This window comes from Microbacterium endophyticum (assembly GCF_011047135.1).
GTDB classification, from domain to species: Bacteria; Actinomycetota; Actinomycetes; order Actinomycetales; family Microbacteriaceae; genus Microbacterium; species Microbacterium endophyticum.
Genome location: NZ_CP049255.1, coordinates 1,780,265 through 1,795,090, shown reverse-complemented (window position 1 = coordinate 1,795,090; position 14,826 = coordinate 1,780,265). Strand labels below are relative to the sequence as shown.

At 63.3% G+C, this 14,826-nt stretch carries 12 protein-coding genes; 4 read left to right on the top strand and 8 right to left on the bottom strand.

The window, feature by feature from the left end; translation table 11 throughout:
* Positions 1-2 precede the first annotated feature (2 nt).
* The 5 genes from rocD to G6N83_RS08355 form a co-directional block, all read right to left on the bottom strand.
* Positions 3-1,223: an ornithine--oxo-acid transaminase gene (gene rocD / locus G6N83_RS08375; protein WP_165141124.1), complete on the bottom strand. Its 1,221-nt coding sequence runs from the start codon at positions 1,221-1,223 to the stop codon at positions 3-5.
* A complete protein-coding gene (gene ddaH / locus G6N83_RS08370; RefSeq protein ID WP_165141122.1) occupies positions 1,220-2,071 on the bottom strand; it encodes a dimethylargininase in 852 nt (283 codons plus the stop codon). Before ddaH ends, rocD begins: the two co-directional genes overlap by 4 nt.
* A gap of 136 nt (positions 2,072-2,207) precedes the next feature.
* On the bottom strand, positions 2,208-3,461 hold the full coding sequence (locus G6N83_RS08365) for a D-arabinono-1,4-lactone oxidase (RefSeq protein ID WP_165141120.1): 1,254 nt from the start codon (positions 3,459-3,461) through the stop codon (positions 2,208-2,210).
* Between the two features lie 118 nt (positions 3,462-3,579).
* Positions 3,580-5,091: an arabinosylfuranosidase ArfA gene (gene arfA / locus G6N83_RS08360; protein ID WP_165141118.1), complete on the bottom strand. Its 1,512-nt coding sequence runs from the start codon at positions 5,089-5,091 to the stop codon at positions 3,580-3,582.
* 149 nt (positions 5,092-5,240) lie between these two features.
* Positions 5,241-6,254: a LacI family DNA-binding transcriptional regulator gene (locus tag G6N83_RS08355; RefSeq protein ID WP_165141116.1), complete on the bottom strand. Its 1,014-nt coding sequence runs from the start codon at positions 6,252-6,254 to the stop codon at positions 5,241-5,243.
* A 94-nt stretch (positions 6,255-6,348) separates the two neighbouring features.
* Between G6N83_RS08355 and G6N83_RS08350 the strand changes: the two genes are divergently transcribed.
* The 4 genes from G6N83_RS08350 (at position 6,349) to G6N83_RS08335 (ending at position 10,995) form a co-directional block, all read left to right on the top strand.
* A complete protein-coding gene (locus G6N83_RS08350; RefSeq protein ID WP_206535799.1) occupies positions 6,349-7,437 on the top strand; it encodes an S-methyl-5-thioribose-1-phosphate isomerase in 1,089 nt (362 codons plus the stop codon).
* 6 nt (positions 7,438-7,443) lie between these two features.
* A complete protein-coding gene (gene mtnC / locus G6N83_RS08345; RefSeq protein ID WP_165141114.1) occupies positions 7,444-8,160 on the top strand; it encodes an acireductone synthase in 717 nt (238 codons plus the stop codon).
* Positions 8,157-8,789: a methylthioribulose 1-phosphate dehydratase gene (gene mtnB, locus G6N83_RS08340; protein ID WP_165141112.1), complete on the top strand. Its 633-nt coding sequence runs from the start codon at positions 8,157-8,159 to the stop codon at positions 8,787-8,789. The genes mtnC and mtnB overlap by 4 nt, the downstream gene beginning before the upstream one ends.
* A gap of 118 nt (positions 8,790-8,907) precedes the next feature.
* The gene (locus G6N83_RS08335) at positions 8,908-10,995 is read left to right on the top strand and encodes an MDR family MFS transporter (protein WP_165141110.1); all 2,088 of its coding nucleotides are present in this window, start codon (positions 8,908-8,910) and stop codon (positions 10,993-10,995) included.
* A 17-nt stretch (positions 10,996-11,012) separates the two neighbouring features.
* Here the strand turns inward: G6N83_RS08335 and mtnK are convergent, their stop codons facing one another.
* From mtnK to G6N83_RS08320, 3 genes are read right to left on the bottom strand one after another with little or no spacing between them, the layout of a single operon-like run.
* Positions 11,013-12,206: an S-methyl-5-thioribose kinase gene (mtnK, locus tag G6N83_RS08330; RefSeq protein WP_165141108.1), complete on the bottom strand. Its 1,194-nt coding sequence runs from the start codon at positions 12,204-12,206 to the stop codon at positions 11,013-11,015.
* A complete protein-coding gene (locus G6N83_RS08325) occupies positions 12,203-13,249 on the bottom strand; it encodes an ABC transporter permease (RefSeq protein WP_165141106.1) in 1,047 nt (348 codons plus the stop codon). The genes mtnK and G6N83_RS08325 overlap by 4 nt, the downstream gene beginning before the upstream one ends.
* Positions 13,246-14,826 carry a sugar ABC transporter ATP-binding protein gene (locus G6N83_RS08320; RefSeq protein ID WP_165141104.1) on the bottom strand — a complete coding sequence of 527 codons (1,581 nt, stop codon included), beginning with the start codon at positions 14,824-14,826 and terminating at the stop codon, positions 13,246-13,248. Before G6N83_RS08320 ends, G6N83_RS08325 begins: the two co-directional genes overlap by 4 nt.

The following is a 14,826-nucleotide window of genomic DNA, read 5'->3' as shown; positions in this document are numbered from 1 at the left end:
ACTCAGCCTTCGAGGACGAGCTTCAGCTGCTCGATTGCCCAGTCGATCTCGGTGCCACGGATGACGAGCGGCGGCGCAATACGGATGGTCTGGCCATGGGTATCTTTCACGAGCACTCCGCGGTGCACGAGTCGCTCCGCGATCTCGCGACCGGTACCGCGTGCGGGGTCGATATCGATTCCTGCCCACAGGCCCGCAACACGTACGGCGGTGACTCCGTGACCGACGAGAGCTTCGAGGCGCTCGGAAAGGTGCTCGCCCAGAGCGCGTGAACGGTCTTGGAATTCACCCGTGGCGAGCATCTCGACGACGCGCTCACCGACAGCTGCAGCGAGCGGGTTTCCGCCGAAGGTCGAGCCGTGCTCGCCGGGCTTGATGACGCCCAAAATGTCGCTGTCGGCGACAACGGCCGAAAGCGGCATGATGCCGCCGCCGAGTGCCTTGCCGAGCAGGTAGACATCGGGCACAACGCCGTCACGGTCGCACGCGAATGTCTCGCCGACACGGCCAAGCCCCGACTGAATCTCATCTGCAATGAAAAGCACGCCGCGATCGGTGCAAATGTCACGCACTGCCTGCAGGTAGCCCTTGGGCGGCAGGATGACTCCCGCTTCGCCCTGAATAGGTTCGATCAATACTGCGGCGGTGTTCTCGTCGATGGCAGCGTCGATCGCGGCGGCGTCGCCGAACGGCACCGAGCGGAAGCCCGGCGCAAAGGGTCCGAAACCGTCGCGTGCTGATTCGTCATCGCTGAAGCCGACGATCGTGGTCGTGCGCCCGTGGAAGTTTCCATGGGCGACGACGATGTTCGCGGCATCCGTCTTGACGCCTTTCACACGGTATGCCCATGCTCGAGCCACCTTGATGCCTGTTTCGACTGCCTCGGCACCGGTGTTCATCGGCAAGACGAGGTCTTTCTTGCACAGCTCGGCCAGCGCGGTGGCAAAGGCGCCGAGCCGGTCATTGTGGAAGGCACGACTCGTCAGCGTCAGGCGCCCGAGCTGCTCGGTTGCCGCCGCGACAATGGCCGGATGCAGGTGGCCGAAGTTCAATGCGGAGTACGCCGACAGCAGGTCGAGGTATCGCTTGCCCTCGACGTCGGTGACCCAGACGCCTTCGCCGCGTGAGATGACGACCGGCAGCGGTGAATAGTTGCGTGCGAGGTGTGCGTCTTCGCCCGCAATGATGCGGATGGTCTGGGTGTCGAGAGTGGGGCTGGTCATGAGCGTCCTCGCAGTTCCAGGGTGCAGCACTTGATTCCACCACCGCCGAGCAGCAGCTCGGACAGGTCGATGAGCACCGGGTTGTATCCGCGCTCGCGCAGCTGCGCTTCGAATCCCTTCGCGCGGGGGGAAATAAACACGTTGTAGCCATCGCTTGCCGAGTTGAGTCCGAAGACATCGCCGTCGGCCTCGGAGACGAGAATCGCGTCGGGGTAGCGGTCCTCCAAAATCGCGCGGGATGCCTCGTCAAAAGCCAAGGGAAGGTACGCGATGTTGGCGTGGTCAACGCCCCCTTCGCCCTGAACCGGATCGAGCACGGCGATGGCGGTGTCGAGGTGGTAGAAACGCGGGTCAGTGAGGGTGAGGCTCACGACCTCGCGGCCGAAGATCTTGGCAAGCTCGCCGTGGCTGGCGCCGTCGGAACGGAATCCGGTGCCGGCGAGGATGGTGTCACCGACGAGCAGGAAATCGCCCTCGCCCTCGTTGACTTCGATGGGGGGTACGACGTCGTAGCCGTACTGTGCGAACCAGTCCATGAAGGGCTGCGCTTCACCCTGGCGCTCGTCGACGCGGAACTTCACACCGTAGGCGGTGCCGTTGATGATGAAGCCGCCGTTGGCGGTGTAGACCATGTCGGGGAGGCCGTCGATCGGATCGATCAGGTGAACGTCGTGACCGAGGGCGACGTATGCGTCGTGCAGCTTCTGCCACTGCGCGACCGCTTTGGCCGTGTCAGTCGGCTTCGACGGCTCCATCCACGGGTTGATGCTGTAGCTCACCGTGAAGAACTCGGGGCGGCACATGAGGTAAGAACGCTTGTGCGCGATGCGCGTGGGTGTGCTGGACATTCTGCTCCTTCAGGAAGGTGGCGGACGCTGTCCCCTGGGCCCGGCGGAGCTGATTGAAGCCAACGACACGGGCACGCCGGTTTTCATTCTCGCACGCGGTTCGCTGAGTTGTCTTGTGCATGAGCACAGCATTTTTTTATGCGAAAAGCCGACGCAGGTAGGAGTTGTCGAAGCGACCGTCGGGGTCGTACTTCGCACGCAGGGCCACGAAATCGTCCCACCGCGGGTACCGCTCGCGCAGGGCTGCGCCTTCGAGCGTGAACACTTTGCCCCAGTGCGGGCGCGCGGACAGAGGCAAAGCAGCTTCCAGCTCGGGCAAGAATTCTCGAACGGATGCCTCATCTCGATGCCACGTGAAGTGGAAGCACACCGAGTCGCGACCGGAGGCTTCGCTCAGCCACAGGTCGTCTGCCGCAACAGTGCGTACTTCGCATACGTGCAGCAACGCCGCGATGCGGGGCGCCAGTGTGCGTAACGCCGCGATTGTGGCCACGGCATCCGACCGGTCCACGATGTATTCACTCTGCAGTTCGTCGCCGACCGACGGCGTGAAGTCGAGCCGAAAGTGCGGCAACCGGTCGTACCAGGGGCCCGGTATCCCGATCTGCGTCGTCGTGGGAGTGGGATCGATCTCGGGGATCGGATGCCGCGAGCTCTCCGCCTCGATGGCTCCGATGAATGTGAGGTCTGGGTGGGGGCGATCGGTACGAGATTTCACCCAGACGTTGTCGACGTCATCCGCGCTCTGCCACGTTGTGAAGATGCTGACGCTGTCGCCCGCCGAGGTGACGTCGTCGAGCGCTGCCGCGATGGCATCCCATCGACCGCCGTCGAACACGCGCTGCGAGATCTCATAGGTCGCTTCGACATCGAGTTCAAGGTGCGTGACGATCCCGAGCGTACCGAGCGCCACGACAGCACCCCCGAAGTCATCGTCGCCGCGCTCGATCCGCACGGATTCCCCGCCCGCAGTGATCATTTCGAGCGCGCTCACCTGCGTCGCGAGTGACCCGATGCTGTCCCCCGAGCCATGAGTGCCCGTTTGCACGGCCCCGCCGACTGAAATGTGCGGGAGCGAGGCGAGGTTGGCGAGAGCGACGCCGGCGTGGTGGAGGCTTTCAACGATGTCGCCATAGCGAAAACCGGCCGATACCCGGACGGTGCTGCCGTCGAGTTCGATCGCCGGAGGCATGTTCACGAGCGATACGAGCACATCGTCGGTATCGGCGATGTCGTTGAACGAGTGGCGGCTACCGAGCGCACGAACGTGCTGTGTGCCCCTGATCAACTCGACCAGCTCGCGTTCGTTCGACGGCGCTGAGATGCTCGCCGCCGAATACGTGACGTTGCCCGCCCAATTGCGCTCGTCGCCTGCTCGTTCACTCGTCATACGTTCACTCCACCACACTCATCTTCTCTTCGCGAGGGGTCGCAACACGCCGTTCCGGCCGCCCCACAAGGCGCGGGATACGGCATGTTGCGACCCTTCGCCGGGGCTTTGGATGCCGTTAGCTCAGCGCCAACGCAGTCCACGACACCGGCGGCAGCGTTACCGTCAAAGTGCCATCCGACACACGGGCTGTCTCGTTCGGTCGAGGAGCGACACGAGTGGGGGCATCCAACGTGTTCTTCGCGTACACGTCGTCGTCGTTGAGCGTGTGCGACTCGCGTACCTGCACGTCGCCCAGCGCACTGACATCGACCGTCACATCGATGCTCTCGGTGCTACTGCGGTTGACAAGGAAGACGGCGCTCGATCCGTCTTCCGCGTCGTGGGTGGCGACAGCATCCACGAGCGGCACAGCACCGTAGCGCTTGGTGTCGTGCGTCGGCACGTCGAGCTTCAGCTGCAGTGCTTCGCCCTGCGCCAAACGCGAAGTGATCGCGAACGGAAAGAACGTGGTCTGGCGCCATGCGGGTCCGCCCGGCTCCGTCATGATCGGCGCGATCACGTTCACGAGTTGAGCGAGAGACGCACTGGCGACGCGGTCGGAGTGCTTGAGCAGCGAAATCATGAGGTTTCCGAACACGACGGCGTCAACCACCGAGTACACGTCTTCGAGAAGTCGCGGCGCGATGGGCCAGTTGCCGATCCCCTCGACTTTGTCGACGTTTTCGTAGCGATCGAGGTACCAGACATTCCATTCGTCGAATGAAATATTGATCTGCTTGTCGCTCCCGCGCACAGCTTTCACGTGATCGGCCGTCGCGACGACCTTCTCGATGAAGCCGTCCATGTCGACGGCAGACGCGAGAAAGCTGTCGAGATCACCATCGTGCTCTTGGTAGTAGGCGTGGCAAGAGATCATGTCGACGTCGTCGTAGGCATGAGTCAGCACGACGCGCTCCCACTCGCCGAACGTCGGCATACTCGCACCCGAGGAGCCACAGACCACGAGCTCAATCGAGGGATCGAGCTGCCGCATCCCTTTCGCTGTCCGCGCCGCGAGCTTGCCGTAGTCGTCGGCGTTTCGGTGGCCCAACTGCCACGGTCCGTCCATCTCGTTGCCGAGGCACCATACCTGCACTCCAAACGGCTCGGTGCGGCCGTTGTCGATGCGGCGCTGAGCGAGGGCCGAGCCCGCCGGCACGTTGGAGTATTCGAGCAGATCGAGGGCTTCAAGGGTGCCGCGAGTGCCGAGGTTGACCGCCATCATGAGATCGCTGCCGACCTTTTCGAGCCACGACGAAAACTCGTGCAGGCCCACTTCGTTCGTCTCGGTCGAGTGCCATGCGAGGTCGAGCCGACGTGGACGCTCCGCCACCGGGCCTACGCTGTCTTCCCACCGGAATCCCGACACGAAGTTGCCGCCCGGGTACCGAATGGTCGAGACGCCGAGTTCTTTCACGAGCTCGATCACATCTGTGCGAAAGCCATCAGCGTCTGCCGACGGATGCCCCGGCTCGTAGATGCCGTCATAGACGTGTCGTCCAAGGTGTTCGACGAAACCACCGAAGAGGCGGCGCTGGATGGCTCCGACTGCGGAGTTGGGGTCAACGGTCAGGTGTGCGGATGGCATGGATGCGCTTTCGAATCGATCGTCACTGGTTCTCGACACGGCGCGCTATCGTGCATTCAAAAGCGCCGCCATCGCCGTTTTCTACAACGTTGTAAAAACAACGTGCAAGAAGTGTCACCCGCGAGGGGTAACGCTGTCAAGACCGGTCTTCAGCCAGCAGGAGCCGACTCGCGAGCCACGATCTCGAACTCCGCGAACTGCGCAGCGACGGGTGGAAGCGAGGAGTGCCCCGTGATGCGGCGATGCAGTGTCTGAACTGCCGTTCGTGCAATCCACGGCTGCCCGGGGTCCACCGTCGTCAGCGACGGAATCGAATAGCCGGCCTCATCGAGATTGTCGAAACCCATCACCAAAATGTCATCTGGCACGCGGCGTCCTGCTTCTTGCAAGGCGCGCATCGCGCCGAGAGCGAGCGTGTCGTTGAGCCCGAAGACAGCATCGAACGGGATGCCACGATCCAAGAGTTCCCGCATGCTGCGCGCGCCGTTCGATCGGTGCCAGAGAGTGGCGTACGAGACAAGGTTCGGGTCGTAAGCAATTCCTGCACGCTCAAGCGCTTCTCGATACCCCCGCAATCGCAGGCCTGCGGAGCCGAAGACCTCACCCTCGTGCGCTCCGACAACCGCAATCCGGCGACGCCCAAGGCCAAGGAGGTAGTCGGTCGCGGCACGAGCGGCATCGATATTGCGCATCGTGATGTGGTCGACGGGCGCGTTGAAAATCCGCTCACCGAGCAACACCAGAGGATACGAAACCGTGAGCGCGTCAATGTCATCCTGGCTCATCCCGAGCGGGCTAAAAATCAGACCATCGGTGAGCTTGAGGCGTGGGCTTTTCAACAGATCGAGTTCGCGATCGCGGTCCCCGCCGGTTTGCTCCACGAGCACCACGAGACTCAGCTTCTCAGCTTCCGCTATCACCGCCGCTGCGAGCTCAGCGAAATAGCTGAGACCGAGGTATGGGAGCGCCAGAGTGATCGCGCCCGTGCGACCCGATCGGAGATTTCGCGCCGTGAGGTTCGGGGTGTAGCCAAGCTCAGCGATGGCCCGCTCTACCCTTTCGCGGGTCGCCGGGCGAATATGCGGATAGCTATTGATGACGTTCGAGACGGTTTTGATCGAGACGCCGGCCAAGCGCGCAACGTCGTGCAGCGTCGTCGACATGGGCACCTCCTCCGCCGCGCTCACCCTACAACGTTGTATAGCGCAGCACGCACGGCGCAGCGTGGGAGAATGAACGGGCCCGAAAGGAGCGTTCGTGACTGCCTCTGCCGCAACCATCGAGAACACCGCAACTCTCGAAAACTCCGTCATCTTCGACGGGGATGCCGTGCGCATCCTCGACCGTCGAACATTTCCCGCCGAAGTCGACTGGTTGATCGCCCACACGCCAAATGACGTCGCCGCGGCGATCCGCGACATGGTGACACAGAGTTCAGGCCCACTGTTTGCCGCGTGCGCGGGCATGGCTCTCGCCGCTTCGCAGTCGCGCGCGCTCGATCTGCCGCAGGCCCAGGCGAATCTTGCCGCTGCCGGACACGCACTCGCTACCGCCCGCCCAACGAATGCGCACCCCCGCGATGCCGTTGAGCGCATTCTCGCGGCATCCGCGGGGGCTACATCCACGTCTGAGATCGTCGACGTCGTTATCGCCGAAGCGGATGCCGTCGCACGCGACTACCGCGAAGCGAGCCTTCGCCTCGGCCGCGCTGTGCTTTCGCAACTACCCGAAAACCCTCGCGTTCTCACTCACTGCTGGATGGATGCCTACCTGTTCGGTGTCATCGCAGCGGCTCGCGAGCAGGGCCGCACCATCGAGTGGGTCGCCACTGAGACGCGACCGTACCTTCAGGGCGCACGCCTCACCGCGCACTCACTGCGCGAACTTGGCCAAAAAGTCACGCTGATTACCGACAGCATGGCCGCCGCGGCGCTGTCGTCGCAGCAAGGGGTCGGATTCGGGCCCATCGATGCCGTTCTCACCGCAGCCGACCGCGTGTCGATGGATGGCTGCGTCGTCAACAAGGTCGGAACCCTCGGTATCGCTGCCGCAGCGAAGGCCTGCAACGTTCCGTATTACGCGCTCGTCGAGGCTCCCGATCCGCACGCGCCAACGGGCGCCGACATTGTCATCGAGGTTCGCGATCCGACCGAAGTTCTCGAAGTGCTCGGCCAGCGCACGGCGAGCCCACTCGTCACGGATGCCTGGTACCCCGCATTCGACCTCACTCCCGCGCATCTCGTCACAAAGATCGCGACGTCGCACGGGGTTTTTGACCCCACTCGCGTTGCCGATCATTTCGCCACCGACCCCGACGCGTACGCAGCGCCGGGGCCACGCCGTTAGGACCCCATGACCTCTCCCGTCACCGTCTCAGCCGACGTCGTCGTCGTCGATCTCGAAGGAACAACGAGTGCCGCCGGTTTCATACTCGGCGATCTCTACGATTACGCACGCCCCCGCCTCGAAGAGGTGCTGTCGCGCGCTGAAACGAACGACACAGTGAAAGCGGCACGCGCCCAGGCGATCGCCGAAACCGAGCTCGAAGAAGATGCGTTGGATGCCGCAATAGCCGACGCCCTGCGGGAGCTCATGGCATCCGATGTGAAATCCACGCCGCTGAAGACACTGCAAGGAATCATCTGGGCCGAAGGATTTGCCGCGGGCGCCATCACATCTCACTTCTTCGATGACGTACCGCCTCAGCTGCACTCATGGCACGCGACGGGCACGCGCATCGCTGTGTACTCGTCGGGTTCAATCGCGTCGCAGCAGCCATGGTTTCGCCATGCACCCCAGGGAGATCTTTCCCCTCTCATCGAGGACTGGTTCGACACTGTCAACGCCGGACCGAAGAAGAGTCCCGCGTCGTACGAGAAGATCGCGACGGCGCTCCAGACTCACCCCGAGCGCCTGCTCTTTTTGACCGACCACCCAGAAGAGGTGACCGCCGCACTCGCCGCCGGGTGGCAGGTCGTCGCGCTCGATCGCGCTGGCGAACCATGGTCAGGGGCCGATTTTGCAGCGCCCGCGGTTTCGTCGTTCGATGAGATCGAGCTCACAGCATGAGCGCTCTCGAAACGGTGCGGATCCGCGAAGCCGGTGCGACGCTCGCCGCCGAAGCTGCCCGATTCTCGAGTTACGGGTGGATGCGCGGCACCTCAGGCAACCTCTCGCTCGTACTCGAGCGCGAACCTCTCGTTCTCGCAGTGACGGCTTCGGGCCTCGATAAGTCCGAACTCACCGACGCCGACATCGTGCTGATCGACGGCGAGGGCGTCGGGATCGATGACGACGATCCGCGCGCACCATCAGCCGAGGCGGGGCTTCACGCTCACATTGCCGCACGCACGGGAGCCGGTGCCGTGTTCCACGTACACGCGTTCGATGCCGTGATTGCGGGCCACCGGTGGCCCGGTGGAGTCGAGCTGCGCGATATGGAGATGCTGAAGGGCATCGGCCACAGTGCGCACAACGAAACCGTGTGGATTCCGGTGATCGAAAACGACCAGGACATGGCTGTCGAAGCCGATCGCTTCGACAGGGTCTACGTCCCCGCGACAGATGCGGTTCCCGAGGTTCCTGCCCTTATCGTCGCGAACCACGGCATGTACGCGTGGGGCGCAGATGCCGCCGAAGCTCGCCGCCACCTTGAAATCGCGGAGTGGCTCGTGCGGTTCGCCGTCGCAACTCGTTAACCAGAGCGCTCCCCCACGTTTTTGATTTACCTCTAAGATAGTTGACTTAGGACAACGAGATCGGCTGCGACGGCGCTTTCACTCGTCATGGTCCTGCCCCTGAACCTTTCGAGGACCGATGTCAACCACCACCTCCAGTACTGTGCCCGCGCCCGCGGCACAGGCCGTCATGACTCACCGAATGATCCTGCTCGTGATCTTCGGCCTCATGGCTGGCATGTTTCTTTCCGCTCTCGATCAGACGATCGTCAGCACAGCTATCCGCACGATCGGTGACGATCTCAACGGTCTGAGCCAGCAGGCATGGGTGACGACCGCATACTTGATCGTCTCGACGATCTCGACGTTGCTCTACGGCAAGCTCTCCGACATCTTCGGGCGTCGACCGCTCTTCCTTTTTGCCATTGTCGTCTTCATCATCGGCTCGATCCTGGCGAGCTTTTCGACCTCGATGATCGAGCTCGCGGGCTTCCGCGCGATCCAGGGCCTCGGCGCTGGTGGCTTGATGTCGATGCCGCTCGCGATCATGGGCGACATTCTCGCCCCCCGCGAGCGCGCGAAATACCAGGGCTACTTCCTCGCCGTCTTCGGTATTTCCAGTGTTATCGGCCCGCTCGTCGGCGGACTGTTCGCTGGTGCTGACCAGATTCTGTGGATCGCCGGGTGGCGCTGGGTCTTCCTCATCAATGTGCCGATCGGGCTCGCAGCTCTCGCGATCGTTTGGCGCTTCTTGCACATTCCGCGCGGCGCAAAGCGCAGCGTGCGTATCGACTGGTGGGGCGCCGCAACCGTCATCGTCGCCCTCGTCCCCCTCTTGCTTGTTGCCGAGCAGGGACGCGAATGGGGGTGGGGTTCGCCCCTCGCCATCGCCTGCTACGTCATCGGCGTTCTCGGTTTGATCGCGTTCGTCGTGACGGAAACGCTCATGAAAGATGATGCCCTCATCCCGCTGAAGCTCTTCCGTTCCGCCACCTTCTCGATGGCCACCATCATCGGTGTCTTCGTCGGTTTCGGAATGTTCGGCGCAATGCTCACGCTGCCGCTCTACCTTCAGCTCGTGACGGGCGCGACGCCGACAGAAAGCGGCATCCAGCTGCTGCCGATGATTCTCGGGCTCATGATCGCATCGATCGTGAGTGGCCAGATCATCTCTCGCACCGGGCGCTACCGAATCTTCCCGCTCGTGGGCACAGCCTTCATGGCGGGTGGCTATCTGATGCTGACGAGAATGACCTACGACGGCTCGTACTGGTTCATCGCCGGCGCCATGCTGCTCATCGGTCTCGGTCTCGGCCAGCTCATGCAAACGCTGACGATCGCGAGCCAGAACTCGGTCAACGCCCGCGACATGGGAGTTGCCACCAGCGCATCGACGTTCTTCCGCCAGATCGGTGGCACGCTCGGTACGGCAATTCTGCTCTCGCTTCTTTTCACGGTGCTGCCGGGCAACGTGCAGACCTCGCTCTCAGATGAAGCGACGCTCACCTCGGCTCTCGACGCAGCGCTTGATCCCGCAGTGGCGTCGGCACCGGCGAATGCCGCGATCATGTCGCAGATCTACACCCCGATCACGACGAGTATCACTGATGCCACGACGAAGCAGATCGAGTCGAGCATTACAAAAGCGCAGGATGCCGCAACCCAGGCTGTCGCTGATCAGGTCGCTGCGGGAACAATCCCGGCCGTCGGCCAGGCCGCCGCGACGACTGCTGCTGTGGCAGCAGCAACGACTGCCGCCGCAACCGAGATCGAAGCCCAGATTCCGGTGGCGCAGGTAGCCGCTGACGGAACTGTGACACTCGACTTCTCGAACGCCGACGACCGCAGCGCCTTTGTGGATTCGGTTGTTCCCACGGTCGAAGAGCAGTTCTCGGGCTCGGGTGAAGAGTCTTCTATCGGTGGCAGCACCCTCGACGACACGTCGTTCTTGAACGGTGCTGACGCACGACTGGCGAAGCCGTTCCTCGTCGGATTCAACGCGTCCACCGTCACGATCTACTGGCTCGCGTTGGGCGTCGTGCTGCTCGCTCTCGTACTGGCCCTGTTCTTCCGGGCACCGCCGCTGCGAGCCAAGTCGGCAATCCAAGAGGCCGCAGACGACGAAGCGGCGCTGGCTGCCGAAGCCGAGCTCGCCGCAGCCGAAGCGGGCGCGATGGTTGCTCCGAACATCGAGTCGGAGCGCGAACCGCAAGCCGAACGCCGCTAACCGCGACACGCGGGCTCTCAGCCGATGATCACACTTTTGGTCAGGTCGCTGAGGGCCCGCGTTGACGCGTCGGTGAGGCGAGCGACTCCGATGGCGCGAGCGGAGCGAAGGGCTAGGCGTACCGCCTCAGCGCGCTCGGGCTCGGGGAGCGTCTCGATGTCGGCGACCTTTGAAAAGCCGACGAGACGGCGGACGGTTTTGGCGGCGGCGTAGATCGCGGCATCCGAGCGGATGCTCTCAAGCACATACTCACGCACGTCGTCGCCGTATACGCGGGGGTCAACGCGCTCAGGCCACCGCCGCACGAACTCGGCTTCGAATGCCGCGACGAGTTCGACCGGAAGTTCGAGGAGTGTGGCCGCATCTCCCGAGCGACCAAGGACTTTGGCCCGTGCCGCAGCAAGAATCAGGTTTGCCCACACCGCGCCAAGGTCGAAGCCGGTCGGGCCATACGTTCCGAACTCGGAATCGAACGCGCGCACCGACTCGTCTTCGGCGCGTACGAAGACCGAGCCGGTGTGAAGGTCGCCGTGCAGCAGGCTCTGTGTGCTCTCTTGAAAGCGGAGCTTTGCGAGGCCGATTTCTCGCACGAAAGCACGGTCGGCACGGAGTTCTTGCACATCGATGTCATTGGCTGCAAGCCACCCGTTGTGCTCATGATCAACGTAGGGCTCGGTGAAAACGAGATCTTCGGTGATTTCGCTGAGCTCGGGGTTCGCCGCTTCCGCAACCAATCGACGACGCTCCGGGCCGCCAGTGCCGAACACGCTCGTGGCAAAGCTCACGGCGCCGACGTAGGTGCCAAGCTGCGCTGCCGCGTACGGGTGCATGCGGCCAGCGTTGAGTTCCGATCGCCACACGGCGTGGTCGCTGAGATCTTCAATCGAAAGAGCAACGGATGCCTCGTCGAACCCGTAAAGCGCCGGCACATGCGAGGGGTCGACGGCTTCGTGGGCCGCAAGCACAACAGCTTCCCGCTTGGTACGGGCTCGGGTGAGGGGCCACGACGGATCAACGCGCACGTGTGGCAACGATTGCTTCACGACGACGCCAGCGCCAGACGCGTCACGCACGATGAACACGAGGTTGAGGTTTCCGTCGCCGACCTCGGTCACCGACGCGATCGATTCGGGATCGACCGGACCAGTCAGCTCCCGGTGCTGCCGCAAATATTCCGGAACGGTGTCTACCGTGAGTTGCTCAGTGCTCATGTTGCTGTCGTGCTCCCCGCGGTGATCGTTGTCGCTCGGCGTCGGAACGTGAAGCTGAACAGCAGCGCGACGAGCAGAACGATTCCCTTACCGAAATCCTGAATGTAGTACGGCAGACCCATCATCGAGAAACCGGTGACCATGACCGCAATCAGCACGGCGCCGAGCGCCGTACCCCACGCGTTTGGGCGACCGATGCCGAGAACCGAAACCCCGACGAGGGCAACAGCCACGGCGTCGAGCAGTAGCGAATTTCCGGCCGAAACATCTCCCTGCCCGATGCGGGCAGCGAGGAGTAGTCCGGCAATCGAAGCGAGGATGCCACACCCGATGTAGGCGGCAGCCCGATACGCGCGCACCTTGATGCCGGCGAGACGCGCGGCGTGCGGGTTTGACCCGACAGCCGAAAGTGCCCGGCCCCACCGTGTGCGATCGAGGATGAACCAGACGAGCGCCGTGAGCGCGAGGAAGAGGATGACCGGCACCGAGACGGGGCCGATCGTGCCTCTGTCGAACCACAAAAAGTCCGCCGTGAATCGGCCGGGCGCTGTGGTGCCGTCGGCCAGCGTCATCTGCGACGAGATCGATTTGCCGTCGACGATGATGAGCTTCAGCCCTACGACCGTGAACATCACGGCGAGGGTGGCGAGGAGGTCGGGGATGCGAGCGAACACGATGAGCGCCGCGTTGAGCGCACCGATGAGAGCGCCCGAGAGAAGAACCACTCCCACGGCGACACCGCCGACTTGACCCGCAATGACGAGGGTCCATGCCGCAATCGACACCGCGAACCCCGCGTTCGCGCCCACCGAGAGGTCAAGTCCACCGACAGTCATGGCGAGCGTGACGCCGAGGCCCGCGATTCCCACGGGCGCGATGTACTTCAGCATTCCGAAGACGTTGTCGACGGTGCGAAAGTTCGGCTCGGTGATCATGAAGAAGGCGATCAACGCCACCGTTACGGCGACGAAGCCCCACTTGGCTACGCCGTCGAGCACGCGCTCGCCCACGGGGCGGGAAGATACGACCGTCAGAGTGGTCATGCGGTCTCCTTGCTGTGACCAGAATCATCGAGCAGCGCGTTGACGATGTCGGCGCGGCTGAGGACTCCAGCGGGAGTGTCGAGGGCGATGCGCCCCGCTACGAGAACAATGATGCGGTCGGCGACGTCGAGAATTTCGTCGACGTCGCTCGAAAGTACGACAACGCCAGCGCCGGTTTCGGCTTGGCGGCGGGCAGCCTCGCCGATCGTGCGGCGAGCGCCGATGTCGACGCCACGGAAGGGCTCGTCGAGCACAGCGAGCCGCGGCGATGTGCGGAGCCAACGCCCCACGATGACCTTCTGTTGGTTGCCGCCCGAGAGGTCATCGAGCGACGTATCGACCGACGTCGCGATAACTCCGAATCCGTCGATCACTTCGCTTCCCAATTCGCGCTCGCGGCTCGTGCGCACAACTCCCAGTCGATTTGCGACCGACTCGAGCACAGGAAGCCCCACTGTACGCGCAATGGACCAGCCTGGCTGAATGCCGTCACGTTGGCGATCTTCGGGAACGAGCACGACCCCCTTGGCAATCGCGTGACCGGGAGTTTTCGGGGCGAAGTGCTCGGCGTCGAGAGTCATCGACGCACCGTTGGCCGGACGAACCCCCGCGATGGTTTCGGCGAGCTCGCTCTTGCCAGCGCCAAGAAGACCCAGGATGCCGGTGACCTGCCCCGCGTGCACTGTCAGCGATATCGGAGACGCTCCCGCAACGAGTTGTGCACCGTCGATGTGCAGCACCGCGATGCCCTGAGGCAAAGGGTTCTCGATGTGTTGTTGAAGCTCCGCGGGCACACCGAGCATCGCGGCAAGCGCTGCCTGCCAGTCAAACGGTCGTGGTGCGTCGAGAGCGAGCGATCCGTCACGCAGCACGACGATTCGGTCGGCAAGTCGTTCGATTTCACCGAAGCGATGGCTGACGAACAGGATCGCGAGGCCCTCTTCGCGAAGTGTGCGGAGCACGTCGAACAGACGATCGGCTTCGGCGGCTGTGAGAGCTGAGGTCGGCTCGTCGAGAATCAGTACGCTCGGCGACTGGCGAAGTGCCCGAGCGAGAATCAGCAGTTGCGCATCCGACGTGCCGAGGCGTGCGGCATCCGCTCGCAGCACTTCGTCCGACCAGTCGAGACTCAAACGAGCGAGCGCTGAACGCGCCGCCTTCTCTGTCTCGCGACGACGGGCGAGCCGGTGCCCACCGGTTGAAAGGTCGGTGAGGACGAGATTGTCGGCCACGGAAAGCCCCGAAACGATGCCGTCCGAGATCCGCTGATGCACAGTCTCGATTCCGGCGCGGCGGGCGTGAGCGGGACTTGAGATGCGTTCTGCGGCGATTCCCGCCGCTGTGCCTTCCGCAGACGTGCCCACGGCGATATCGCCGGTGTAGTGCGGGTTTGCACCAGACAGCGCTCCGATGAGAGTCGACTTACCGGCACCGTTGGTTCCGAGTAGCGCTGTGATTGACCCGCGGTGCAGGTCAAGAGAGATGTCTTCGAGCACGCGGTTCGAGCCGAACCGCACGCCAACGTCGCTGAGGCGAACGACCGGGTGGTCATTCGCCTCAGCGACGTTCGAAAGCAT